This is a genomic window from Streptomyces collinus Tu 365 (genome assembly GCF_000444875.1).
Classification (GTDB): domain Bacteria; phylum Actinomycetota; class Actinomycetes; order Streptomycetales; family Streptomycetaceae; genus Streptomyces; species Streptomyces collinus_A.
The window spans coordinates 4,386,752-4,412,387 of the sequence record NC_021985.1 but is presented as its reverse complement, the minus strand read 5'-3'; the positions used below and the strand labels follow the sequence as shown (position 1 = coordinate 4,412,387).

General features: G+C 69.9%; 21 protein-coding genes. 10 read left to right on the top strand and 11 right to left on the bottom strand.

Features of this window, described 5'->3' with window-relative positions:
• Positions 1-40: 40 nt before the first annotated feature.
• The 3 genes from gnd to dnaA all read right to left on the bottom strand — a co-directional run bounded on the left by gnd (position 41) and on the right by dnaA (position 5,277).
• Positions 41-916, bottom strand: coding sequence for a phosphogluconate dehydrogenase (NAD(+)-dependent, decarboxylating) (gnd, locus tag B446_RS19245; protein ID WP_020941108.1), 876 nt, complete (start codon positions 914-916; stop codon positions 41-43).
• 177 nt (positions 917-1,093) lie between these two features.
• Complete coding sequence (gene dnaN / locus B446_RS19240; RefSeq protein WP_020941107.1) at positions 1,094-2,224, bottom strand: DNA polymerase III subunit beta; 1,131 nt, start codon at positions 2,222-2,224, stop codon at positions 1,094-1,096.
• Positions 2,225-3,249: 1,025 nt separating this feature from the next.
• Entirely contained in the window at positions 3,250-5,277 is a 2,028-nt protein-coding gene (gene dnaA / locus B446_RS19235) for a chromosomal replication initiator protein DnaA (protein WP_043475996.1), read from the bottom strand.
• Positions 5,278-5,652: 375 nt separating this feature from the next.
• Between dnaA and rpmH the strand changes: the two genes are divergently transcribed.
• From rpmH to B446_RS19190, 9 genes are all read left to right on the top strand, one after another.
• A complete protein-coding gene (gene rpmH / locus B446_RS19230; protein ID WP_005482975.1) occupies positions 5,653-5,790 on the top strand; it encodes a 50S ribosomal protein L34 in 138 nt (45 codons plus the stop codon).
• Positions 5,791-5,810: 20 nt separating this feature from the next.
• Positions 5,811-6,182, top strand: a complete 372-nt coding sequence (rnpA, locus tag B446_RS37170) for a ribonuclease P protein component (protein WP_020941105.1) — start codon at positions 5,811-5,813, stop codon at positions 6,180-6,182.
• Complete coding sequence (gene yidD / locus B446_RS19220) at positions 6,179-6,544, top strand: membrane protein insertion efficiency factor YidD (protein WP_020941104.1); 366 nt, start codon at positions 6,179-6,181, stop codon at positions 6,542-6,544. Before rnpA ends, yidD begins: the two co-directional genes overlap by 4 nt.
• Before the next feature lie 3 nt (positions 6,545-6,547).
• On the top strand, positions 6,548-7,831 hold the full coding sequence (yidC, locus tag B446_RS19215) for a membrane protein insertase YidC (protein WP_020941103.1): 1,284 nt from the start codon (positions 6,548-6,550) through the stop codon (positions 7,829-7,831).
• Positions 7,832-7,846: 15 nt separating this feature from the next.
• Complete coding sequence (locus tag B446_RS19210) at positions 7,847-8,359, top strand: protein jag (RefSeq protein WP_020941102.1); 513 nt, start codon at positions 7,847-7,849, stop codon at positions 8,357-8,359.
• Positions 8,360-8,477: 118 nt separating this feature from the next.
• A complete protein-coding gene (gene rsmG / locus B446_RS19205; protein ID WP_020941101.1) occupies positions 8,478-9,194 on the top strand; it encodes a 16S rRNA (guanine(527)-N(7))-methyltransferase RsmG in 717 nt (238 codons plus the stop codon).
• Positions 9,195-9,482: 288 nt separating this feature from the next.
• A complete protein-coding gene (locus tag B446_RS19200) occupies positions 9,483-10,556 on the top strand; it encodes a ParA family protein (protein ID WP_078614750.1) in 1,074 nt (357 codons plus the stop codon).
• A complete protein-coding gene (locus tag B446_RS19195; RefSeq protein ID WP_043475990.1) occupies positions 10,553-11,650 on the top strand; it encodes a ParB/RepB/Spo0J family partition protein in 1,098 nt (365 codons plus the stop codon). The genes B446_RS19200 and B446_RS19195 overlap by 4 nt, the downstream gene beginning before the upstream one ends.
• 316 nt (positions 11,651-11,966) lie before the next feature.
• A complete protein-coding gene (locus tag B446_RS19190; RefSeq protein WP_020941098.1) occupies positions 11,967-12,584 on the top strand; it encodes a GNAT family N-acetyltransferase in 618 nt (205 codons plus the stop codon).
• A 102-nt stretch (positions 12,585-12,686) separates the two neighbouring features.
• Here B446_RS19190 and trxA read toward each other — a convergent pair whose 3' ends face one another.
• The 7 genes from trxA to B446_RS19155 all read right to left on the bottom strand — a co-directional run bounded on the left by trxA (position 12,687) and on the right by B446_RS19155 (position 22,499).
• Positions 12,687-13,016, bottom strand: coding sequence for a thioredoxin (gene trxA / locus B446_RS19185; protein WP_020941097.1), 330 nt, complete (start codon positions 13,014-13,016; stop codon positions 12,687-12,689).
• Positions 13,017-13,065: 49 nt separating this feature from the next.
• Positions 13,066-14,037, bottom strand: coding sequence for a thioredoxin-disulfide reductase (gene trxB, locus B446_RS19180; protein ID WP_020941096.1), 972 nt, complete (start codon positions 14,035-14,037; stop codon positions 13,066-13,068).
• Positions 14,038-14,208: 171 nt separating this feature from the next.
• The gene (locus B446_RS19175; protein ID WP_020941095.1) at positions 14,209-15,150 is read right to left on the bottom strand and encodes a hypothetical protein; all 942 of its coding nucleotides are present in this window, start codon (positions 15,148-15,150) and stop codon (positions 14,209-14,211) included.
• The gene (gene sigM, locus B446_RS19170) at positions 15,147-15,896 is read right to left on the bottom strand and encodes an RNA polymerase sigma factor SigM (RefSeq protein ID WP_020941094.1); all 750 of its coding nucleotides are present in this window, start codon (positions 15,894-15,896) and stop codon (positions 15,147-15,149) included. Before sigM ends, B446_RS19175 begins: the two co-directional genes overlap by 4 nt.
• A 22-nt stretch (positions 15,897-15,918) precedes the next feature.
• Entirely contained in the window at positions 15,919-17,616 is a 1,698-nt protein-coding gene (locus B446_RS19165) for a protein kinase family protein (protein ID WP_020941093.1), read from the bottom strand.
• Between the two features lie 118 nt (positions 17,617-17,734).
• On the bottom strand, positions 17,735-20,086 hold the full coding sequence (gene murJ / locus B446_RS19160; protein WP_020941092.1) for a murein biosynthesis integral membrane protein MurJ: 2,352 nt from the start codon (positions 20,084-20,086) through the stop codon (positions 17,735-17,737).
• 46 nt (positions 20,087-20,132) lie between these two features.
• Positions 20,133-22,499 carry a DUF6049 family protein gene (locus B446_RS19155; RefSeq protein ID WP_020941091.1) on the bottom strand — a complete coding sequence of 789 codons (2,367 nt, stop codon included), beginning with the start codon at positions 22,497-22,499 and terminating at the stop codon, positions 20,133-20,135.
• A 257-nt stretch (positions 22,500-22,756) separates the two neighbouring features.
• On the opposite strand from B446_RS19155, the gene B446_RS19150 reads away from it, so the two are divergent.
• Positions 22,757-24,199, top strand: coding sequence for a CCA tRNA nucleotidyltransferase (locus B446_RS19150; protein ID WP_043475987.1), 1,443 nt, complete (start codon positions 22,757-22,759; stop codon positions 24,197-24,199).
• A 44-nt stretch (positions 24,200-24,243) separates the two neighbouring features.
• On the opposite strand, the gene B446_RS19145 is transcribed toward B446_RS19150, so the two are convergent.
• Positions 24,244-25,554: an MFS transporter gene (locus tag B446_RS19145; RefSeq protein ID WP_020941089.1), complete on the bottom strand. Its 1,311-nt coding sequence runs from the start codon at positions 25,552-25,554 to the stop codon at positions 24,244-24,246.
• Positions 25,555-25,636 lie beyond the last annotated feature (82 nt).

Here is a 25,636-nt window from a genome sequence, read left to right as displayed (position 1 = left end):
ACCTCCCCCAGGGTTGTGGATCGCGGTGCGACCCTGTGGATTACTTCTTCTCTACGGCGTGGCCGCCGAACTGGTTGCGCAGCGCGGCGATCATCTTCATCTGCGGCGAGTCCTCCTGGCGGGAGGCGAACCGCGCGAACAGCGACGCGGTGATCGCGGGCAGCGGCACCGCGTTGTCGATGGCGGCCTCCACCGTCCAGCGTCCCTCACCGGAGTCCTGTGCGTAACCGCGCAGGCCCGCCAGGTGCTCGTCGTCGTCGAGCGCGTTGACCGCGAGGTCGAGCAGCCAGGAGCGGATGACCGTGCCCTCCTGCCAGGAGCGGAAGACCTCGCGGACGTTCTCCACGGAGTCGACCTTCTCCAGCAGCTCCCAGCCCTCGGCGTAGGCCTGCATCATCGCGTACTCGATGCCGTTGTGGACCATCTTCGCGAAGTGGCCCGCGCCGACCTTGCCGGCGTGCACGGCGCCGAAGTCGCCCTCCGGCTTGAGCGCGTCGAAGACCGGCTGCACCTTGGCGACGTTCTCCGCGTCGCCGCCGTACATCAGCGCGTACCCGTTCTCCAGGCCCCAGACGCCGCCGGAGACGCCGCAGTCGACGAAGCCTATGCCCTTGGCCGCCAGTTCCTCGGCGTGCCGCTCGTCGTCCGTCCAGCGGGAGTTGCCGCCGTCCACGACCACGTCACCGGGCTCCAGCAGCTCGGCCAGCCGGTCGACGGTCGACTGGGTGGGCTCACCGGCCGGGACCATCACCCAGACGACGCGCGGGCCGCTGAGCTTGCCCACAAGCTCTTCCAGGCTGTGGACATCCGCGACGTCCGCGTTGCGGTCGTACCCGATGACGGTGTGGCCCGCGCGGCGAATCCGCTCGCGCATGTTGCCGCCCATCTTGCCGAGGCCGACGAGACCGAGCTCCATCAGTTGTTTTCCTTAGGTCGCTGTGTGGCGTGAGAGGCACCTTCGTGCCGTGCCGAGCCTAAACCCGGACGCTCATGCACAGCTGTGGGCATACGCGCTCATGCGTAGCCCCTCACCTGCGGGTTCTTCCACAGGCCGGGGGACTTCTCCACCGGCCTGTGGACGGCCGCCGGCGGCTCAGCCGCTCAGCCGCACCGGCATGATCAGGTACTTGTAGGCATCGTCGGCCTCCGCGTCCAGGGCCGGCTTGCCGCTGAGCAGCGCGGGCTTAGTGGACGTGGTGAACGAGAGCTGGGCCACGGGGGAGTCGATCGCGCTCAGACCGTCCAGCAGGAAGGTCGGGTTGAAGGCGATCGAGATGTCGTCGCCGTCGAGCTGGGCGTCGACCCTTTCCACAGCCTGTGCGTCGTCGCTGGAGCCGGCCTCCAGGATCAGCACACCCTGCTCGAAGCTCAGCCGCACCGGGGTGTTGCGCTCGGCGACCAGGGCCACACGCTTGACGGCCTCCACGAAGGGGGCGGTCTCGATCACGGCGACGGAGTTGAACTCGGTCGGGAACAGCGTGCGGTACTTCGGCAGGTCGCCCTCGAGCAGACGCGTGGTCGTACGGCGGCCCGCGCCCTCGAAACCGATGAGGCCCTCGCCGGCGCCCGACCCGGACAGCGCCAGGATGACGCTGTCGCCGCTGGTCAGGGCCTTGGCCGTGTCCTGGAGCGTCTTGGCGGGCACCAGGGCGACCGCGGAGACGTCCGGGTTCTCCGGCTTCCACAGGAACTCGCGGACCGCGAAGCGGTAGCGGTCGGTGGAGGCCAGGGTGACCGTGTCGCCCTCGATCTCGATGCGCACACCGGTCAGCACGGGCAGCGTGTCGTCACGGCCGGCGGCGATGGCCACCTGGGAGACGGCGGACGCGAAGACCTCGCCGGGGACGGTGCCCGTGGCGTTCGGCATCTGCGGCAGGCTCGGGTACTCCTCCACCGGCAGGGTGTGGAGGGTGAAGCGCGAGGAGCCGCAGACCACGGTCGCCCGTACACCGTCTGTGGAGATCTCCACCGGGCGGTTGGGGAGGGCGCGGGAGATGTCGGCGAGGAGCCGGCCGGAGACGAGCACGGTGCCGTCCTCCTCGACCTCCGCCTCGACGCTGACCCGCGCTGACACCTCGTAGTCGAAGCTCGACAGGCTCAGCTGGCCGTCCTCGGCCTTCAGCAGCAGCCCGGCGAGGACAGGCGCCGGCGGACGGGCCGGGAGGCTGCGTGCCGCCCAGGCCACTGCCTCCGCGAGTACGTCGCGTTCCACCCGGATCTTCACCGTAAGCCGCCTCCTGCTGTTGCTACTGAGTCCTCCGACTCGGCGTCCCGGCCCACCACGACGGGAAGGACGCCGGGGACCAGTCTGACGCACCGCACTGACAGTAGGTGCCTGTCGGGGTCAAGTCGCTCCGAGGGGCAGCCGGGCTCGAGAGGGCGAGTTGTGCACAGGCCCCGCTTCGAAACGGATTCCCAGCTCTCTCTAGTCGGGAGTAGTAGTAGGGCCTGTGGATACCGTGGATAACCTCGTTTTCCCAGGTCACACCCACAATTTTGTCCACTGGCCCTGTGGGCGGAGGCGGTGGAAAACCAGGGGTCTCTGTGGAGAACAGAAAGTTCTGCACACACCGCCCACAGCCAGGGCGCAGTTCTCCCCAGCTGTGTCCCCAGGTTTACCCACGTTTCCCACACCCCAATCCGGCACCTTCGTGTGACGGCTTTCACTCGACGCGGTGACCGGGGGCTTCGGGTTGCCGAACAGTGGACAGCCATGTGGAGAAGCGGCCGATCGCTGGGGACAACCGGCCCCAGCCTGTGGGCTACCCGTGGACAACTTCGTGCACAGGCTGTGGAACCCGGGTTCGTCCACAGCCTGTGGAGATCGTTCGTCCACGAATCCACAGGGTGCTGACCTGCGTGGACATCGACTCCCCAGGCTGCCTGTGGACGCGGCTCGGGACAACTTGGCGGTCCCCAGGATGTGGACGCGAGAAAGTCACCGAATCTGTGGAGGGAGGCCGTAACCCGGCGGCTAATCGAACACAGGATGTCGGACGGGAGACGGTCCACAGGGTGTGGGAGGGGGTGCGAGGGTGCCCGCAGCCCCCGCGAGGCGGCAGGAGGGCGTCCCCGCGGCGGCCTCGCGGCGCCCGCGGCAGGCGTTCCGGGTGCGCACCGGCGGCGCCCAGGGGCGTCTCCAGGACCCGGCAGCGCCGGCCGAGACGCCTGAGGGCACCCGGCGGAAACGCCTGAGGGCGCCCCGGGAGGAGATCCCGGGGCGCCCTCGGACGCTGTCGTACGCCTCTGTCAGCCGTTCTTGATGCGGTTGGTGAGTTCCGTGACCTGGTTGTAGATCGAGCGCCGCTCGGCCATCAGCGCGCGGATCTTGCGGTCCGCGTGCATCACCGTCGTGTGGTCGCGGCCGCCGAACTGCGCCCCGATCTTGGGCAGCGAGAGGTCCGTCAGCTCACGGCAGAGGTACATGGCGATCTGGCGCGCCGTCACCAGCGCCCGGCCGCGCGAGGTTCCGCACAGGTCCTCGACCGTGAGGCCGAAGTAGTCGGCGGTCGCCCCCATGATGGCCGTCGCCGTGATCTCCGGCGCCGAGTCCTCGCCGCCCGGGATCAGGTCCTTCAGCACGATCTCCGTCAGACCCAGGTCCACCGGCTGCCGGTTGAGCGACGCGAACGCCGTCACCCGGATCAGCGCGCCCTCCAGCTCACGGATGTTCCGCGAGATCCGCGAGGCGATGAACTCCAGTACCTCCGGCGGGGCGTTGAGCTGTTCCTGCACCGCCTTCTTGCGCAGGATCGCGATACGCGTCTCCAGCTCGGGCGGCTGGACGTCCGTGATCAGGCCCCACTCGAAGCGGTTGCGCAGCCGGTCCTCCAGCGTCACCAGCTGCTTGGGCGGCCGGTCGGAGGACAGCACGATCTGCTTGTTGGCGTTGTGGAGCGTGTTGAAGGTGTGGAAGAACTCCTCCTGCGTCGACTCCTTGTCCGCGAGGAACTGGATGTCGTCGACGAGCAGGATGTCCATCTCGCGGTAGCGCTTGCGGAAGCTGTCGCCCTTGCCGTCGCGGATGGAGTTGATGAACTCGTTGGTGAACTCCTCCGAGCTGACGTACCGCACCCGCGTGCCCGGGTAGAGGCTGCGCGCGTAGTGCCCGATCGCGTGCAGCAGATGGGTCTTGCCGAGCCCCGACTCCCCGTAGATGAACAGGGGGTTGTACGCCTTCGCGGGTGCCTCGGCGACCGCGACCGCGGCCGCGTGCGCGAACCGGTTGGAGGCACCGATGACGAAGGTGTCGAAGAGGTACTTCGGGTTCAGCCGGGCGGTCGGCTCACCGGGGCCGCTCGCCGGGGCGGGCTTCGCCGCCAGCGGACCGGGCGCACCGCTTCCGCCGGCCGGCGGCAGGTCGGGACGGCCGGGGCCGCCCCGGTGCGCGGGTCCGGCGCCGCCCGGTGCGTCGGGCAGCTCACGGCGGACCGGGTCGCGCTGGTCGTACTCGGCGCGCGGAACGCTGTAGTCGGACCGGTCGGGACGGTCGTAGTCGGACCGGTCGGGACGGTCGTAGTCCGGCCGTTCCTGGCGGTCGTAGTCGGACCGGTCCTGGCGCCTGTAGTCGGAGCGCTCCGGACGGTCGTAGTCGGGGTGCGGGGCGTCGTAGTCGCCGCGCTTCGGCTCGTACGACGGACGGTCCACGCTCTGCGGGCGGTAGTCCTGGGACGGCGCGCCGTAGGAGTCCTGGCCGGAGGAGCCGTAGGACTCCTGCGACGGCGAGGCGTAGGGGTCGCGCTCGGGGAAGCCGAGGCGCTGCTGCTGCCAGCCGTAGTCGTCCTGCCCCGACCGCGGCCAGGCGCCGGGCTCGGGGCGCTGGTACTCGGACGGATACGCGGGACGGGCGGTCGGCATCTGCTCGCCGCGGGGACCCGGCTCGCCGCCCGGCGGCGGTTCGGGGGCGCGGTGCCGGCCGTAGCCCTCGTACGCGGAGGGGGGCTCCGGCTCCTCGTAGCGCTGCGGCTGGCCGGGGGACGGCTGCGGGGCCGGCGGCTCGCCCGCGGAGTCGTCCACGGTGATCGCGATGCGGATGGGGCGGCCGCACTCGCGGCTCAGGGTCTCGCTCACGACCGGCGCGAGACGGCCCTCCAGCACGTTCTTCGCGAATTCGTTCGGCACGGCGAGGAGAGCGGTGTCCGCGACCAGCGCCAGCGGCTGGCAGCGCCGGATCCAGTGCTCGTCCTTCGCCTCGACGCCCTGCCCGCGGCCCTCACCGAGGAGCTGGTCCAGTACTCGTGGCCACACTGCGGCAAGATCGGCAGGTACGTCAGCCACAGGGCACGCTCTCTCAGCAGGTCCCACGAACGTGTGGTTCGCGGACGGGTCGGGATGTAAATCAGGTCGGCCGGGGATAAAGGAACGAATCGGAGTTCAGCCACGGTAGTCAGCGTGGCCGCTACGGTTCAAGTTGTTGTCCCCAGCCTGTGGACAGTGTCCCTCCGCCGCTCTCGGTTTGACCGGATGGCGTAGCCGCGCGTACCGTAACCAGGTCGAGTTGTCGATGGCTGCTGCCGCCTGCCTCCGATGGGCACAGATCACTTCAGGTGATCGGGAAGCGGTGCACTCGGGCGTGACGCGAGCTACTCGTGGGCGCACGGTGACAGCCAGGACGGCACCCCGCCACCACCGATTCTTTTCTGGAGCCCCCGAGTGAGCAAGCGCACCTTCCAGCCGAACAACCGTCGTCGCGCGAAGACCCACGGCTTCCGCCTGCGGATGCGCACCCGTGCCGGCCGCGCGATTCTCGCGAACCGTCGCAGCAAGGGTCGCGCCAGCCTGTCCGCCTGATCTGATCAGGTCGTGACGTCGTGCTGCCTACCGAGCATCGGCTGAGGCGGCGCGAGGACTTCGCGACCGCGGTACGACGGGGGCGCCGGGCAGGCCGCCCGACCCTCGTCGTCCACCTTCGAAGCGGTGCCACGGACCCGCACGCGCCTGGGGAGAGCGCTCCCCCGACGCGTGCGGGTTTCGTCGTGAGCAAGGCCGTGGGTGGCGCGGTCGTGCGCAACCAAGTGAAGCGCAGACTGCGCCATCTGATGCGTGACCGAGTCGCCCTGTTCCCCCCCGGTAGCCTGGTAGTCGTACGAGCGCTGCCCGGAGCGGGCGACGCAGACCACGCACAGCTGGCCCGAGACCTGGACGCCGCCGTTCAGCGGCTGCTGGGAGGGGGCGCGCGATGAAGTACCCGCTACTGGCTCTGATCAAGCTGTACCAGTGGACGATCAGTCCCCTGCTGGGGCCGGTGTGCAAGTACTACCCGTCGTGCTCTCATTACGGCTACACGGCCATCGACCGGCACGGTGCGATCAAGGGAACGGCACTCACCGCCTGGCGCATCCTCCGGTGCAACCCGTGGTCGCTCGGCGGTGTGGACCATGTCCCGCCGCGCAAGCGCCCGCGGTGGCACGAACTGCTGCGCGACGCATGGCGCGCACGCAAGGGCGGGACCTCCGCCGCCGAACCGGCCCTCGAGGACAAGACGATCTCCGATCACCCCTCGAGCCCGGCCGCAGAGACCTCGCCCCATGCCCAAGGAGCATGATTAGTGGACACGATTGCCAGCCTCTTCAGCTTCATCACGACACCTGTCTCCTGGGTCATCGTCCAGTTCCACACGGTGTACGGCGCCATCTTCGGCCCTGACACCGGATGGGCCTGGGGCCTGTCCATCGTGTCCCTGGTGATCCTGATCCGCATCTGCCTGATCCCGCTCTTCGTGAAGCAGATCAAGGCAACCCGGGCGATGCAGACGCTCCAGCCCGAGATGAAGAAGATCCAGGAGCGCTACAAGAACGACAAGCAGCGTCAGTCCGAAGAGATGATGAAGCTGTACAAGGAGTCGGGCACCAACCCGCTCTCCTCGTGCCTTCCCATCCTGGCGCAGTCCCCGTTCTTCTTCGCCCTGTACCACGTGCTCAACGGCATCGCCTCGGGCCAGACCATCGGCGTCATCAACGACCAGCTGCTGGAGAGCGCGCGTAAGGCGCACATCTTCGGGGCCCCGCTGGCCGCGAAGTTCAAGGACAGCGCCGCCACCATCCACGACCTGGGCGCCTCGGTCACCGACGTCCGCGTCGTGACGGTGATCATGATCGTCATGATGTCGGCGTCGCAGTTCTACACGCAGCGCCAGCTGATGACGAAGAACGTCGACACCACCGTGAAGACCCCGTTCATGCAGCAGCAGAAGATGCTGATGTACGTCTTCCCGATCATGTTCGCCGTCTTCGGCATCAACTTCCCGGTCGGTGTCCTCGTCTACTGGCTGACCACCAACGTGTGGACCATGGGCCAGCAGATGTACGTGATCCACAACAACCCGACCCCGGGTTCCAAGGCCCAGGCCGCCTACCTGGAGCGCCTGACCAAGCACGTGACGACCCACGGCAAGGTCCGCCGCCGCAGCGAGAAGACCATCGTCAAGGCGATCGTCGCCAAGGGCCGCGACCGCAACGAGTCCGAGCGCAAGTTCATCAACGCGCTGACCAAGGCCGGCCTCGCCGCAGCCGCCGACGGCACCGTGGCGAAGAGCGAGAGCCAGACCGTGGTGCAGGCCGAGGACGGCACGGCCACCACCGTGACGGCACGGCGCCAGCAGCCCAGGAGGCAGAGCAAGTCCCAGCGCCAGTCCGGGCCGAGGCAGCCCGGCGACGCCCCTGCGACCACCTCGCTGGAGAAGTCCGACGACCTGCAGGTCGGCGAGCCGCAGGACGACAAGCCCGCTGCTCCCAAGCAGTCCCAGAAGCCCGGCTCCGGCACCCGCAGCAAGGCCCAGTCCGGCCAGCGCAAGGGTGGCCCGCAGCGGCCCAAGTCCCCGTCCAAGAAGTAAGAAGGAGCCCATCCCGTGACGGAAGGCACCACCTCCGCCGCTGCCGAGGGTGCAGACACCCTCACCCGCCTCGAGCAGGAGGGCGAGATCGCGGCGGACTACCTGGAGGGTCTGCTGGACATCGCCGACCTCGACGGCGACATCGACATGGACGTCGAGGCCGATCGCGCCTCCGTGTCGATCATCAGCGACACCGGCGGCCGTGACCTGCAGAAGCTGGTCGGCCGGGACGGCGAGGTGCTGGAGGCACTCCAGGAGCTGACGCGCCTGGCCGTGCACCGGGAGACCGGGGACCGCAGCCGGCTCATGCTGGACATCGCGGGCTACCGGGCCAAGAAGCGCGCCGAGCTGTCCGAGCTGGGCGCCAAGGCCGCTGCCGAGGTCAAGAGCTCGGGCGAGCCCATGAAGCTCAAGCCCATGTCCCCGTTCGAGCGCAAGGTCGTGCACGACGCGATCAAGGCGGCCGGACTGCGCAGCGAGTCCGAGGGCGAGGAGCCGCAGCGCTTCGTCGTCGTGCTTCCCGCCTGATCGGCTCCCCCCGTTTCACCGGCCCCGTCTGTTGAGCAGGCGGGGCCGAATTTTGTCAGCCTGGTAGTTCTGGTGGTCGGCGCGCGAAGCGCCGGCGCTGTACGGAAGGACGGTCCCCGTGACGGAGGCAGCGGAGCTTCCCCCCGCGCCCGAGCAGGCGCGGGAAGTGTTCGGTGAGCGCTTCGCCGATGCGGTTCGCTATGCGGAGCTGCTGGCCGAGGCGGGGGTGCAGCGTGGGCTGATCGGCCCGCGCGAAGTGCCCCGGCTGTGGGAGCGGCACCTGCTGAACTGCGCGGTCCTCTCGGAGGCGGTTCCCGAGGGGGTGACGGTGTGCGACGTCGGCTCGGGCGCCGGCCTGCCGGGCATTCCGCTGGCCCTGGTCCGTGAAGACCTGAACATCACCTTGCTGGAGCCCCTGCTGCGGCGGACCACCTTCCTCACGGAGGTCGTCGAGCTGCTGGGCCTGGGCCACGTCACCGTGGTGCGGGGCCGGGCCGAGGAGGTCATGGGCAAGCTGCCGCCGGTCCATGTGGTGACCGCCCGTGCCGTGGCGCCGCTGGACCGCCTGGCCACCTGGGGCATCCCGCTGCTGCGTCCCTACGGCGAGATGCTGGCGCTGAAGGGTGACACCGCCGAGGAGGAGCTGAAGGCTGCGGCCACCGCCCTCAGCAAGCTCGGCGCGGTGTCGACGTCGATCCTGCATGTGGGTGACGGCGTGGTGGATCCCCCGTCCACGGTGGTGCGCGTCGAGGTGGGCGAGAGTCCGGGCGGTGTGCGCTTCGCCGCCAAGCGGGCCAAGGCGGCCCGTACGGGCCGAGCGCGGCGCCGTCGCTGAACCGGAGCCCACACCGCTCCTGATGCGTGTCGGCGACGAGACGTACTCCACACAAGCTGCCGAACCCACGCAACCCGGAGTGTCGCAGAGATCCGGTCGCCGATGCTGTGCATCGTGTTTCACGTGAAACGTCGCTCACTGCTGCACGGCATCATCACTCGCGGTCGAGCCGCGGCCGAACCTCGCGACCGGAAGCCCCTCGGTTCACTCGGAGGGGTCTCGGAGTTGTCCACAGAGGTGGATTTCTCCACAGAACAACAGGCCTCACTGGTTCATGACCCCGAAGACATGGGAGGCTCTGTTCATTGCGAGCCTGTAGTCGAGGAGAGTGAATCCTTGCGGTCCGACGCCAACATCGCGGGACCGATGACCGATCCGGTCCCCGGTCCCCGTACCGAGTCGATGGGGACGGATGTTTCACGTGAAACACCGTCCCCGATGGACGACACTCCCATCGGTCGCGCTGCCCAGCTGGCGGTGGAAGCTCTGGGCCGCGCCGGCGAGGGTCTGCCGCGCCCCGAGCAGACCCGGGTCATCGTGGTCGCCAACCAGAAGGGCGGCGTGGGGAAGACGACGACCACCGTCAACCTGGCCGCTTCGCTGGCTCTGCACGGCGGCCGCGTCCTCGTGATCGACCTCGACCCGCAGGGCAACGCGTCCACGGCGCTGGGGATCGACCACCACGCCGACGTCCCCTCCATCTACGACGTGCTGGTGGAGAGCAGGCCGCTCGCCGAGGTGGTCCAGCCCGTCCCGGACGTCGAGGGACTCTTCTGCGCCCCGGCCACCATCGATCTCGCCGGTGCCGAGATCGAGCTGGTGTCCCTGGTGGCACGTGAGAGCCGACTCCAGCGGGCGATCCAGGCGTACGAGCAGCCGCTGGACTATGTCCTCATCGACTGCCCGCCGTCGCTCGGTCTGCTGACGGTCAACGCGCTCGTCGCGGGCCAGGAGGTCCTCATCCCCATCCAGTGCGAGTACTACGCGCTGGAAGGGCTCGGCCAGCTGCTGCGCAACGTGGACCTGGTGCGCGGGCACCTCAACCCCACGCTGCATGTATCGACCATCCTGCTCACCATGTACGACGGCCGGACGCGTCTCGCCTCGCAGGTCGCGGACGAGGTGCGCACCCACTTCGGCGACGAGGTGCTGCGGACGAGCATCCCCCGCTCGGTCCGTATCTCCGAGGCGCCGAGCTACGGGCAGACGGTGTTGACTTACGATCCTGGATCGAGCGGTGCCCTCTCGTACCTCGAGGCGGCCCGAGAAATCGCGCTGAGGGGCGTCGGCATCAGCTATGACGCGAGCCAGGCCCACATCGGCGCCCAGAACGACCCGAACATGGTGGAGGGGATCCAGTGAGCGAGCGACGGAGGGGGCTGGGCCGTGGACTCGGCGCCCTGATCCCGGCTGCCCCGACCGAGAAGAACCCGGCTCCGGCCGCGATGGGCAGTGGCCCCTCCGTGTCCGCAGGAGCCGCCCCGGTGCTGACGAGCGACCGAGGGGTCGCCGCGGCGAAGGTGGCCACCCTGCCGCCCGTCGTGCAGGAGCCCGAGGAGCCGCCGGCAAGTCAGGTCGCGGAGACGCCCGCGCCTCCGGTGGGTGCCCACTTCGCGGAGATCCCCCTCGACTCCATCACGCCGAACCCGCGCCAGCCGCGTGAGGTCTTCGACGAGGACGCGCTGCACGAGTTGGTCACCTCCATCCAGGAGGTCGGTCTCCTTCAGCCCGTCGTCGTGCGCCAGCTCGGGCCCGCCCGCTACGAGCTGATCATGGGTGAGCGCCGCTGGCGGGCCTGCCGTGAGGCCGGCCTGGAGGCCATCCCGGCAATCGTCCGGGCCACCGACGACGAGAAGCTCCTTCTGGACGCCCTGCTGGAGAATCTGCACCGGGCTCAGCTGAATCCGCTGGAAGAGGCCGCTGCCTACGACCAGCTGCTGAAGGACTTCAACTGCACGCACGACCAGCTGGCCGACCGCATCGGACGTTCCCGTCCGCAGGTCTCCAACACCCTGCGGCTGCTGAAGCTGTCGCCGGCAGTCCAGCGCCGGGTCGCCGCCGGAGTCCTGTCCGCCGGACACGCTCGCGCACTGCTCTCCGTCGAGGACTCCGAGGAGCAGGACCGGCTGGCCCATCGCATCGTGGCCGAGGGCCTGTCCGTGCGGGCCGTCGAGGAGATCGTGACTCTGATGGGTTCGCGGCCCCAGGCCACCCAGCGGTCCAAGGGCCCGCGTGCCGGTGGCCGCGTCTCGCCCGCCCTGAGCGAGCTCGCCACCCGTCTCTCGGACCGCTTCGAGACCCGGGTGAAGGTCGACCTCGGCCAGAAGAAGGGCAAGATCACCGTCGAGTTCGCCTCCATGGAGGACCTGGAGCGGATCCTCGGCACGCTCGCCCCGGGCGAGGGGCCGGTTCTCAAGGGTGTGCACGAGGACGAGTCCGAGGAGCAGGACGACTGAGTTCCGGGTGATCACGAGTGATCACGTTCGAAGTGCGGAGAAGCGGATCGTGTCCGGTGGGTACCGGAACGCGGTCCGCTCTTTGCATTGCGGCAGTATCGAGGGAATCGCATCGTGGCTACGATGCGAAGGGTATGGCGCATCCACCCGGCAGATCTCTGAGTGGGGAGACGCGATCGATGAGCCGCACCGGACTGGTGGGCGCGATCCTGAGCCTTGGGGCGATCGGCGGATTCGTCGGCAGTCTGCTCAGGGAACGGAGCGCTCTGACAGCCGCTCGCGACATCGCGAGCGAAGGAAGCGAGGATCAGTCTTCATGGGGCGCCGGCTCGTACCGCTCACGCTGGACAACCTTGAGGACCTTCCCCAGCGCTGTCGCTCGTGTGTCTTCTGGGAACTGGATCCCGTCAGTGGCGAAGCCGCGCTGAACGCGGGTACCGCCGCTGTGGAGAAGGAGTCCTGGATCTCCGCCGTCCTGCTGGACTGGGGATCGTGCGGCCGGGTGGTGTACGTCGACGACGTCCCCGTGGGCTTCGTGCTCTACGCCCCGCCGGCCTACGTGCCCCGCTCCGCGGCGTTCCCGACGAGTCCTGTGTCACCGGATGCCGTTCAGCTCATCACGGCGTTCATCATGCCCGGCTACCAGGGACAGGGGCTGGGCCGCGTAATGGTGCAGACGGTCGCCAAGGATCTGCTGCGTCGGGGCTTCAAGGCGATCGAGGCGTTCGGGGACTCCCGCTGGAAGGAGCCCGCGTGCCTGCTTCCCGCCGACCACCTCCTGGCGGTGGGGTTCAAGACGGTCAGGCAGCACCCTGCGCACCCCCGGCTGCGCTTGGAGCTGCGTTCCACGCTCTCCTGGAGGGAAGACGTGGAGCTCGCTCTGGACCGGCTCCTGGGGGCCGTGCAGAAGGAGCCCGCGCTGCGGCCGCTCTAGCGGCTGGCACCGGGACCACATACGAATGGGCCAACCCGTGCGGGTTGGCCCATTCGTGTTTCACGTGAAACATGCGCCGCCGTCGGCGGCACCGCCCGACTACTAGGCGATGAAGTCCTCGAGGTCACGCACGATGGCGGCCTTCGGCTTGGCGCCGACGATGGTCTTGGCAACCTCGCCACGCTGGTAGACGTTCAGGGTCGGGATCGACATGACGCCGTACTTGGCGGCAGTGCCCGGGTTCTCGTCGATGTTGAGCTTGACGATCTCGATCTTGTCGCCGTACTCGGCGGCGATCGCCTCGAGCGACGGGGCGATCTGGCGGCACGGGCCGCACCAGGCGGCCCAGAAGTCCACCAGGACGGGCTTGTCGCTCTTGAGGACGTCCTGCTCGAAGGAGTCGTCGGTCACATTCTTCAGGGTGCCGGCCACGGCGGGCTCCTTAACTTGGTTCGTGCGGTGGGGCGGGGCGAGGGAGAGGTCAGACAGCGGCGGTCTTCTCGGGCTCGGCCTTGTCCTCGTCGGCGAGAGCGGCGAGGAAGCGCTCGGCGTCGAGGGCGGCCGAGCAGCCGGTGCCGGCCGCGGTGATCGCCTGTCGGTAGGTGTGATCGACCACGTCACCGGCGCCGAAGACACCGGTCACGTTGGTGCGCGTGGAGGGAGCGGCGACCTTCAGGTAGCCCTCCTCGTCCAGGTCGAGCTGACCCTTGAACAGCTCGGTGCGCGGGTCGTGGCCGATCGCGATGAACAGACCCGTCACGGGCAGGTCCGAGAGCTCACCGGTCTTGACGTTGCGCAGCTTCAGGCCGGAGAGCTTCTGGTCGCCCTGGACCTCGGCGACCTCGCTGTCCCAGACAAACTTGATCTTCGGGTCGCCGAAGGCGCGCTCCTGCATCGCCTTGGAGGCGCGCAGGGTGTCACGGCGGTGGACGATGGTCACGGACTTGGCGAACCGGGAGAGGAAGGTCGCCTCCTCCATCGCGGTGTCGCCGCCGCCGATCACGGCGATGTCCTGGTCCTTGAAGAAGAACCCGTCACAGGTGGCACACCAGGAGACGCCACGACCGGAGAGGGCGTCCTCGTTCGGCAGGCCGAGCTTGCGGTGCTGGGAGCCCGTGGTGACGATGACGGCCTTCGCCCGGTGGACCGTGCCCGCGGTGTCGGTGACGGTCTTGATCTCACCGGTCAGGTCGACGGAGACGATGTCGTCCGGAACCAGCTCGGCGCCGAAGCGCTCGGCCTGCGCCCGCATGTTGTCCATGAGGTCGGGACCCATGATGCCGTCGCGGAAGCCGGGGAAGTTCTCCACCTCGGTGGTGTTCATCAGCGCACCACCGGCGGTGACAGCGCCTTCGAACACCAGGGGCTTCAGCGACGCGCGCGCGGTGTAGAGCGCCGCCGTGTAGCCTGCGGGCCCGGAGCCGATGATGATCACGTTACGGACGTCGCTCACGGCTTGATTCCTCGTCTCTGGTCTGCGTCTGTCGACCGGTGAGAGCTCCTTTCGGAACTCTCACCCCACCCAACGGATCCTAAGGGGCGCGCATTCCCGGTGTGTCCGCGCACACGGGGAACGCACACAGTACGGATGACCGCAGGGTCGCAGGCGAATCCCCGTGCGGATTCAGGAACGCGGGAAGGACTGCTGGAGCAGCACCGTACCGGCGGTGGCGGGCTTCCCGTCGACGCAGGCCGCGTCCACGACATACGCCGTCACCTTGGCGCTGTCACGGGAGTCGGGGACCACGACGAGGTAGGCGCTCTTGCCGGCGTAGGTGCCCGTCTTCGCGCCGAGGACGTTGTCGTCGCGGTGGATGGCCTGCCGCACGCAGTCCGGGACCGAGGGCTGGGTCTGGAGCAGGGTGTTGGCGCTCTGGGCGGGCGTGGGGGTGACCTGTTCCGTTCCGACCCCCGAGCGCGGCTGCTTGCTGTGCGGGCTCGGCTGCTTGCCCGCCTGCGGCGCGAGCAGATCTTTCACCTGGCTCCGCACGCTGTCGCCGGAGAAGGCGCCCGCGGACGACGTCGGGGTGCCGTGTGCGGTGGTGTCGGAGCCGCCGCTGTGGAGCGACTGCAGGATGAGCGTGCCGGCCCCGAGTACGGCGGCGGTGAGCACGGCACCCAGGGCGACGGTCCTTCGCCGCCGACCGCGATCGCGCCCTTTCCGTCCTGGGCCTGTCGCCGCGTGCGGCCTGCCGACCGGGCGGTCCGCCGGTACCGGTGTTTCACGTGAAACAGGGGCACCGGCACCGGTGAGGGCACCGGCCTTTTCGGTCTCGGAGACCAACACAGGGGGGTCCAGTGCTTCGGGCGCGGTGGAGGCCAGCAGTGCTTCCGCGGCGAGCGCGGCGTCGATACGGCCGGCGACGTCGGCCGGCATGCGGGGCGGGCCCGGCACGGTGCCCAGCAGCCCGCGGATCTCCTCCAGCGAGGCGCGCACGTCCGCGCACAGCTCGCAGGCGTCGAGGTGGCGCCGTACCTCGGTGCTCCGGTCCGAAGGAAGGATGCCTTCGGTGAGGTCGGAGATCTCGGCGACATCCGGGTGCCCGGCGGTGTCTGTCGACGTCACGCTCGCCCACCTCCACCCTTCACAACGGCTGAATCGCTTGGCCCGGTATCCCGGGAACCTTCGTACGGGGATCCCGTTGACGGTGGGACGGATGTCCCCTGCACCCGGTTCCGTCCCGGCCCGGATTCTTTTCGGTCCCCGTCCTCCTCCTCGCCGCGGCCCTCGGCGGCCCCGGGCCGCAGGTGAGTGAGCAGCGGGAGGAGCCTGGCCCGGCCCCGGGCACACCGGCTCTTCACGGTGCCTGTGGGGACGTCGAGCATCCGGGCGGCCTCGGCCACGGGATAGCCCTGCATGTCCACGAGGACCAGGGCGGCGCGCTGCTCGTACGGCAGCGTGCCGAGCGCCTCCAGGAGCTGCCGGGACACGTCGTTGCGCTCGGCCGGGGCGGAGGCCGACTCGTGCGGCTCCAGCAACTGCTCAAACCGCTCGGTGTCGTCGACCGGAGCGGTCTTCCGGGTGGCGGCCTTGCGCGCGCGGTCCAGGCAGGCGTTCACGGTGATGCGGTGCAGCCAGGTCGTGACGGCCGACTGCCCCCGGAAGGTGTGAGCGGCCCGGTAGGCCGACACCAGGGCGTCCTGAACGGCGTCAGCGGCCTCCTCGCGGTCCCCCAGGGTCCGCAGCGCCACCGCCCAGAGCCGGTCCCGGTGCCGCCGCACGATCTCACCGAAGGCATCGGGATCGCCTTCGACGTGGCGGGCGAGCAGGTCCTTGTCGCTCACGCCGTCGTATCCGGCGCCCTCTGCCATGTACCCCTCCCGAGTGGAGACCTCAGCCGGTCACCTTGATGTCCGCCACTCGGCCGCGCCAGTACCCCTGACCGTCCGCGGGCAGTTTGGTCAACCACACCAGCAGGTACTGGGTCTTGAGGGACTCGTTCGGCTTCAGCACCACGGTCGTGCCCGAGCCGCCGGCGGCCTTGGAGTAGGCGTCGAACGACGTCGGCTCCGATCCCGCGTTCGCGCTCGCGGCACGCAGCTCGACGGACGTCTCCCCGACGAAGGAGACCGTGACCTTGCCGACCTGCTGGGCCTTGCCGAGGTCGAGGATGACGCCGACACCCGACTTCAGGTTGCCGAACTGCGGGCTCAGGTATCCGTCCGTCTGCCAGTAGGTGGAGGCGCTGCTGTCGTAAGCGTTCCCTATGGTGGCCGGCTTCTCGGAATGGTCGGGCCCGAACGGGTCGAAGTCCCGGGCGCCCTTGATGGCGATGGGCTTGCCGGCGAGCGGCTTGCGCGGGCTCTTGCCGCCGCCGTCCTTCGTCTGCGTCTTGTTGGTGTCGTCCGGCTTGTCGCCGTGGTCCATGAGGGCGTCCGCCAGCTGCCAGCTGCCGAGGCCGAGCGCGGCGATGAGGAGGGCGGAGACCGCCCACTTCAGGACCTTGCCGGTACGGCTCTGCAGCGGGGGTGGCGGGGGCGTGATCGGCTGGGCGGCACCGGGCCGCGGCGCGGGACGGCCGTACGTGCCCTGCTGGTAGGTGGTGCGCTGGTAGTCCGGCGGGGCCGTGAAGGTGGGCTCCGGCGGGCGGATGCGGGGCATCTCGCCGATCGCCTTGACCAGTTCCTCCGGCGTGGTGCACGGGGCCTCGTGCCGCGAGGCGGTGGCGCCGTCGTTGACCAGTGCGCGCATGGCGAGTTCGGACAGGCCGCGGTGGACACCGGCGCGGACCTGGTCCGGAGCGATCAGGCCGATGTCCTTGGGCAGGCCGGACAGGCCGTAGGCGTCGTTCTCGTACGGCCAGCGCTGGGTGAGCGCCGCGTACAGGAGGGCGCCGATGGACTCGGTGTCGGTGCGCTGCGGGGTGTCGGAGCTGATGCCGCGCAGGGCCGCGTTGACGGCGAGGCCGCGGATGCGCCACTGGCCGGTAGAGGCACGCAGGACGGCGTTCGGGTTCAGCCGCAGATGGGCGAGTCCCTCGCGGTGTGCGGCGGCCATGGCGGAGGCGACCTGACTGACCATCTGGTAGGCGTCGTGCGGCTCCAGCGGTCCTGCGGCCAGCAGGGTGCCCATTTCGGTGGCGTCGGGCAGCCATTCGTGTACGACGTAGACGAGGTCGTTCTCCTCGACGGCGTCCAGGACCTGGACGAAGCGCGGATCGCCGAGCAGCGCGGAGGACCGGGCGGCGGCCAGTACGGAACGGGCCCGCGCGTGGTCGGCGGGCAGGATGTGCACACCGACGGCACGACGCAGTTTCTCGTCGACCGCACGCCAGCTGCTGAATCCGTCCAGACGGGTGACGCACTCCTCGAGACGGTAGCGTCTGGCGAGTTTGTGACCGCTGTGCAGTTCAGGCGGTGAGGCCTTCTTGCCGGGACTCTCCGTCCCCTCGCTCCCCTGCCCCTCGTCGCTGTCCGTGCCCCGCTCCGGGTTCTGGGCCACCCCGTCGGCCGTGGACTCCGCCTTGGCGGCCAGCGGCTTGTCACCGCTGTTGTCTGCCACGTCGACGGCAGCCGTGCTGCGTTCCGCCACCGTCGTCCCTGCCTCCCCATCCGTTGCACGCTGTCCGACGCCGAATCCAATTGTGCCCACAGTCGGCCGCTATGCACGACACACAGCGGTGGACGATGGTTGTGCGCCTACCCCCGCCTCAGCGCCCCAGACGCCCGCGCACCATACCCACGAGCGAGTTGAGTTCCTCGATCCGCATCCTGCGGGCGGCCACGAAGAAGACACCCAAGAGGACCGCCCCGCCGACGATCAGCGCGGCGAGGGAGCCGAGGACGCCCTGGCCGAGGGTGCTTCCGATGCCGTAGCAGGCCACGCCGCTGAGCAGGGCCGCCGGTACCGAGGCGATGGCGAGCCGGGCGTAGGTCCGCATGACCCGTGCTCCGTCCAGGTCACCGCCGAGCCGCTTGCGCAGCCGCCGCCAGGCCACACCCACGCCGATCGCGTAGGCCAGTCCGTACGAGGCCGCCATGCCGGCCACCGCCCAGCGGGACGGGAGCAGCAGGTAGCAGAGCCCGGCGGCACCCGCGTTGACCGCCGCCACGATCACCGTGTTGTAGAAGGGGGTGCGGGTGTCCTCGTAGGCGTAGAAGGCACGCAGGACGACGTACTGCACCGAGTACGGGATCAGGCCGAGGGCGAAGGCCATCAGCATGTAGCCCATGTTGACGGCGGACGCCGTACCGGCCGAGCCGAAGATCAGGGTGCACATCGGGATGCCGAGCGCGACGAAGCCGAAGGCGATGGGCACGATCGCGACCGCGGTGGTGCGCAGGCCCTGGGAGATGTCGTCGCGCACCGCGCCGGCGTCGCCCTCGGCGGCCGAGCGCGAGATGCGCGGCAGCAGGGCGGCCATCAGGGACACCGTGATGATGGCCTGCGGCAGGCCCCAGATCAGCTGGGCGTTGGCGTAGGCGGCGAAGCCGGTGCCCTTGACGCCGGAACCCTTGCCGGCGGCGGTGGACAGCTGGGTGACGACCATGGCGCCCGCCTGGTTGGCCAGGACGAACAGGACCGTCCACTTGGCCAGCATGGCGGCCTTGCCCAGGCCGTGGCCCCTCCAGTCGAACCGCAGCCGGATCCGGAAGCCGGTCTCGCGCAGGTAGGGGATCATCGCCAGGGCCTGCACGACCAGACCGAGCAGCACACCGACACCGAGCAGGCGCTGACCCTGCGGCGGGATGTTCTCGACGGCCAGGTGGGAGTTGGCGGCGGTGCCGTACACCCAGATGAACGCGCCGAGCGAGACGATGATGACGATGTTGTTGAGGACCGGGGTCCACATCATCGCGCCGAACTTGCCGCGCGCGTTGAGGATCTGACCCATCACCACGTGGATGCCCATGAAGAAGATCGAGGGCAGGAAGTAGCGGGTGAAGGTCACCGCGACGCTGTTGGCCGACGGGTCGCCGGCGATGGTGGGCGACAGCGCCCGCACCAGGTACGGGGCGGCGAACATCGCGAGGCCGGTGAGCGCCGCCAGCGCGACCATGACGAGGGTCAGCAGACGGTTGGCGAAGGCCTCGCCGCCGTCCTCGTCCTCCTTCATGGACCGCACCAGCTGCGGCACGAAGACGGAGTTCAGACCGCCGCCGACGGTGAGGATGTAGATCATCGTCGGCAGCTGGTAGGCGACCTGGAAGGAGTCGCCGAGCAACCCGAGGCCGAGGGCCGCGGCGATCAGTGCCGAGCGGACGAAACCGGTGAGCCGGGAGACCATCGTGCCCGCCGCCATGACGGCGCTGGACTTGAGCAGCCCGGCGGCCTTGCCGCCCTTCTTCGCCGGGGCCGCGGGGGTCTCCGCCGTTCCCGGCTCGGCGGACAGCGTGGGCCCGCCGGGATCCGGGGCCGCCGCCGGAGCCGGCACCGGGGACTGCCCGGGCGTGCCCGGCACGCCCGGGGAGGAGGCGGCGTAGGGGTTGCCCTGCTGCGGTCCCTGGCCGTACGCCGGCTGGTGCCCCGCCGGGCCGTAGCCGGCGCCCGGCGCCTGCGGACCCGGCACGGCCGGGTCCGCAGGCGTGGGGCCGCCGCCCTGCTGCTGGTCCCTGAAGAGGTGCGCGAAGGCGTCCGGCTCGTGGTACTCCTCGCCGGAGTGCGAGACCAGGTCGTCCACGCCCACGAACCGGGTGGTCCGGGGGTCGTCGCCGTGCGGCAGGTACTGGGTGGCGCCGCCGTCCGGCTCGGGCGCCGGGGTCTGCGCCCACACACGGGGGTCCGGCGCGTACGGCGACTGCGCCGGCGGCGCGTACAGCGGCTGCTGCGGCTCGTAGCTGCCGGGCGCCGGCGGCGGGTGCGCGGCACGGTCGTAGAGCGCCTCGGCGACCGGGTCCTGGGCGGTCAGGTCCTGCCCTCGGTAGGGGTCCTGGTCGTAGGCGTCCTGGAGGTACATGTCAGCCGCTTGCTGCGGCGGCACCTGGCCGGGCTCCGGCGGCGACTCGGGGTAGCCCGAGCCGGCCGCGCCCTGGCCGCGATCACCGTCGTACGGCGCGTTCATGGTTACCCCACCTCATCGTCCCGGGCCACACCGGCCACGACATCGCTCAACGGTCCACTCTCTCACCCGTCCCGGACGGGTCGGCGCTTTCCGGTGCGGTGTCCGGCGCAGGGTCACTCGGCTGCTCCGGGTCGGTTGCCCCAGAGGGTACGTCGGACTCCTCGGGGAGACGGTCCCCGGGGGCCCCGGGGTTCCCCGGCTCGTCGCCGGAGTCGGCCCCGGCGGCGTCGGGGCCACCGTCCTCGGCCTGCCGTGCGGCCGCGCGCTTGCGCTGGGTGTACATCCGGAAACCGGCGAGGACGAGGAGCAGCACGCCACCGCCGATGACCAGCATGACCGTGGGGGTGACCTCGGTGACCTTCACGTCGAAGCTGACGGGGTCGCCGTACTGCTGGCCGTCCTCGGTGTAGAGCTGGGCGTAGACCGCGACCCGGCCGTTGGCGTTGGCCGAGGTGGTGAACTTCACCGACTGGCTGTGGCCGCCGGAGACGTCCACCTGCTGCTCGTAGTAGGCCTTGCCGCCGATCTTCAGCCGGGTCGGCATCGTGGACGTCAGCCGCAGGACCAGGTGGCTCACCGGCTGGACGAGGTTGTTCTGGACGGTCACCGGGATGGTGGCGCTGCGCCCGGAGAGCTTGGTCTCGGACTTGTCGATCAGCTTGACCTGCTGGGTGAGGTCGTCCAGCCAGTTCTCGACGTCGTCCCGGTAGCTCTCGGCCCCGGTGCCGCGGCCGCGCCACGACGTGGACATCTCGCGGTTTATGGCCAGCCCGAACGGGGTGACCACGCGCGACGGGTCGCTGAGGACGACCTTGAAGTTGTCGAGCTTGTCCTGGGTGCGCGCGATCTGCTCGAAGGCCGAACGCGGCAGCTCCTGCCTGCGCAGCGAGGAGGGGTAGGCGGACGTGGAGGGGATGCGCGTCGTGGCGTTCGGGTCGGGCTTGTCCTTGGCGGCCGCGGTGAGATTCTGCGACTGGGACCAGGTTCCGCCCTGGAGCGCCTTCGCCGCCGCCGCCATCGCCTGGGCCTGGCTCGCCGACGGCATGCGCTGCGGGGCGACGACGATGCTGCGCTGCTGGTCCGTCTGCTCGTTCACCTCCAGGCTCTGGGCCAGGAAGTTCTGCACGGCCAGGGTGGCCGAGCCGGCCTGGGTCAGATCGTCCTCGAAGGCCGTGGACAGCCGTGCGTCGGACACCACTGCCGTGGTGCCCCCGCCGACCGGGCGGGCGGCGGACGGGGTGTAGGTCAGTCCGGCGGTGTCCTGGAGGCTGTCGCTGCGGGCGATCACCCGGTCGGCGCCGGCGGAGGTGGCGACCTTCATGATCGACGGGTCCACGGCGCCGTCCACGGGCCAGGCGAAGTCCGTGCTCGGTGTGACGTGCAGCACGGACTGCACCGTGAGGGCAGCGACGTCGGTGGCGTCCTTGAGATGGCTGAGCGAGCCGGTGACGCTGGTGCCCCGGTGAGCGAGGGAGGCCAGGTCGGGGTCGGCGAAGGGCAGCGCGACGACCTCCTTGCCCGCCACGGCCTTCTGCAGCCCGGCCAGCCACTGCTTGGCGACCGCCTGGTGCGTGCCGGCCGTGGTGGTGCCGTTGCGGCCCTGCAGCCGGTAGCTGCTCGCCATGGCGTCCACCGACGCCAGCAGGTCCGGATCGATCACCCAGGTGACGTCCAGGTCCTTGCCCAGCTCCAGCATCCGGGCCAGCCGGCCGCCCGGGGCGATCTCCTTGGCCAGGTCGTCGTTGAGGAAGACCGGGGTCTGCAGCTCCCCGGCGCCCGTCCTCGCCGTCATGTGGGCGGAGGAGAGCAGCGGCCACAGGAAGGTGGTTCTGGTCTTCGTGTCGGCGTCGGACGGCTGCCACGGCAGGAAGGTCCGCCTGGCACCGAGCACCTGCTCCCAGGGCTGGGCGGCGGTCTGGCCGGACAGCGCGACGCCGAACTCGTAGACGCCGTCGCTGCCGAGGTCCAGCTTGTCCACCGGGACGGAGATGCTGAAGGGCTCGGCGACGCCGGGAGCGAGCTTGGCGAACTTCTCCTCGTACTTGCCGCCGACCTCGGAGCCGTTGAGGCTCTGGAGGGAGTCGGAGTGCCGGCTGATGGCGTCGATGGCCGCGCGCGTGTTCAGCTGGCGTCCCACCCGCAGGCCGACGTGGGCGGCGGTGACGGCCTGCTTGCCGGTGTTGGTCACGGTGCCCGACACGGTCAGCGTGTCCCCGTCCGTGGGGGCGCTGGGGGTGAGCGAGTCCAGCGAGACGGACACCGGGTCCGAGGAGGCGGCCTGAGCCGGTCCTGCCGCGGGCAGCTGGAGAAGCCCGGCCAGCAGGGGCGCCCCGGCGAGCAGAGCTCCGGTACGCCGCAGCCACCGGCGGGCAGGTGAGGCACTGGTCCCCTGGAAGTCAGCCGCCTCGGCCACGCGCTCGCCCGTCCCTCGTCGTCGTCAGTGGTCGTCGGAATGTGCGTCCACGCATGGTAACGATGTGCGCCGAGGGGAAGTGCCGTGGTCTGCTTCACAAGATCGGAAGAGAGCGGCGACCCGTCCTCTATATCCAGTATCGAGGAGAGAGCGGTAGTACGCCGTAAGCACCGGCCTTGCACGGGTATGGCGGGTGGTGGGTGTACCCCGCTTATGGAGGCGCCTGCGGGGCCCCTGGCCACGTACCCTCTTCTGTTGTGCCGAACGCCAACGATGACACTCCCTCTGCCCTGAACCAGGCGCAGCACCGCGCCGTGAGCGAGCTGCTGCGAGTGGCTCCCGTCGCGGACGATCTCGCCCGCCGCTTCCAGGAGGCCGGGTTCTCGCTCGCCCTGGTCGGGGGCTCGGTCCGTGACGCGCTGCTCGGCCGGCTCGGCAACGACCTGGACTTCACCACCGACGCGCGCCCCGAGGACGTCCTGAAGATCGTGCGTCCCTGGGCGGACTCCGTCTGGGAGGTCGGGATCGCCTTCGGTACGGTCGGGGCGCACAAGGGCGGCTACCAGATCGAGGTCACCACCTACCGGTCCGAGGCGTACGACCGCACCTCGCGCAAGCCGGAGGTGTCGTACGGCGACTCCATCGAGGAGGACCTGGTCCGTCGCGACTTCTCGGTCAACGCGATGGCCGTGGCGCTGCCGGAGAAGGAGTTCATCGACCCGCACGGTGGCCTGGAGGACCTCGCGGCCCGGGTGCTGCGCACCCCCGGTACACCCGAGGAGTCGTTCTCGGACGACCCGCTGCGGATGATGCGGGCCGCCCGGTTCGCCGCTCAGCTGGACTTCGAGGTCGCACCCGAGGTCGTCACCGCGATGACCGAGATGGCCGGGCGCATCGAGATCGTCTCCGCCGAGCGGGTCCGGGACGAGCTGAACAAGCTGATCCTTTCCGCGCACCCACGCAAGGGACTGACCCTGCTGGTCGACACCGGGCTCGCCGGCCACGTCCTGCCCGAGCTGCCGGCCCTGCGGCTGGAGAGGGACGAGCACCACCGGCACAAGGACGTGTACGAACACACGCTGATCGTGCTGGAGCAGGCGATCGCGCTGGAGGAGAACGGACCCGACCTCGCACTGCGCCTGTCCGCGCTGCTGCACGACATCGGCAAGCCGCGCACGCGCCGTTTCGAGGGGGACGGGCGGGTCTCCTTCCACCACCACGAGGTGGTCGGCGCGAAGATGACCAAGAAGCGTATGACGGCCCTGAAGTACTCCAACGAGCTGGTGAAGGACGTCTCCCGGCTGGTCGAGCTCCACCTGCGCTTCCACGGTTACGGTACGGGCGAATGGACGGACTCGGCGGTGCGCCGTTACGTGCGGGACGCCGGGCCGCTTCTGGACCGTCTGCACAAGCTGACCCGCTCCGACTGCACGACGCGGAACAAGCGCAGGGCGGCGGCACTGTCTCGCGCCTACGACGGCCTGGAGGAGCGCATCGGCCAGCTCCAGGAGCAGGAGGAGCTGGACTCGATCCGTCCGGACCTCGACGGCAACCAGATCATGGAGATCCTGGGCATCAGGCCGGGGCCGGTCATCGGCCAGGCGTACAAGCACATGCTGGAGCTGCGGCTGGAGAACGGCCCGATGGAGCACGACGCGGCGGTGGCGGCACTCAAGGAGTGGTGGGCCGAGCAAGGCTGAGTCGTGGGGGCGGCGGGTGTTTCACGTGAAACACACGCCGTGGCCTACCGAGGGGGCGATGTTTCACGTGAAACATCGCCCTTTTTGTCGTTCCGGCAGCTCTCGAAGCGAGCCATGGCCACCGCGGTCAGTCCGTAGAACAGAGCGACGAGCACCACCAGGGCCGCCGAGCGGCCGTCCGGGGGCAGCATCAGAGCCGCCAGTCCGGCGGCGCCGACAAAGGCCGTGTTGAAGAGGACGTCGTACAGGGAGAAGATCCGGCCCCGGAAGCCGTCGTCCACGGATGCCTGCACGATCGTGTCCGTGGCGATCTTGGCGCCCTGGGTGATGAGACCCAGCACGAAGACGGCGACCAGCAGAGGGCCGGCCGCGAACGGAAGGCCGAGTGCGGGTTCCAGCAGCGCGGCCGCGCCGGCGCAGACCACGATCCAGCGGACGGGGCCGATCCGTCCCACCACCCACGGTGTCACCAGGGCGGCCGCGAAGAATCCCGCGCCGGACACCGTCAGGGCAAGACCGAGCAGCCGAAGGCCCTCGTCGGGGGACGACGAGAGGGCGTAGCGGCACAGCATGAGCAGCAGGACGAGCAGTGCGCCGTAGCAGAAGCGCATCAGCGTCATCGCGGCCAGCGCCCAGGCCGCCTCCCGGCGCCGCGGTTCGGCCAGGTGCCGGACCGCCGCGAGCAGCGCCCGTGCGGTGTCGGCGAGCGCGGTCCCCAGCCGCGGCTGTTCCGGTGTCCGGTCGGGCCCCAGCAGGCCGGGCGCCATGCTCAGCGCGGTCAGAGCCGCGCACAGGTACAGGAAGGCGCCGAGCAGTACCACGGCGGCGTCGGAGCCCGACGCCACGAGCCGTACGGCGAAGGCGAGGCCACCACCGACGGTCGCGGCCAGCGTCCCGGCGGTGGGGGACAGGGAGTTCGCGAGGACCAGGCGCTCGGTGTCGACCACCCGCGGAAGGGCGGCGGAGAGTCCGGCGAGGACGAAGCGGTTGACGGCCGTCACACAGAGCGCCGAGGCGTAGAACAGCCAGTCCGGGACGTGGGCGACCATCAGGACCGCGGTCGCAGCCGCCAGCAGGGCTCGCAGCAGATTGCCGTACAGGAACACCTGGCGGCGCCGCCAGCGGTCCAGCAGGACCCCGGCGAAGGGGCCGACCAGGGAGTAAGGGAGCAGCAGGACCGCCATCGCCGATGCGATCGACGCTGCGGAGGTCTGTTTCTCCGGGGAGAAGACGACGTACGCGGCGAGCGCGACCTGGTAGACCCCGTCGGCTCCCTGGGAGAGGAGACGTACGGACAGCAGGTGCCGGAAGTCCCGCAGACTCAGCAGGACGCGCAGGTCACGGACGACGGACATGGCGAACAGCCTCACACATGCGAAGGGTCCCCGGGCCAGGAAGCCCGGGGACCCTCACAGCCCTGGCAGGAGCGTTCTGTCG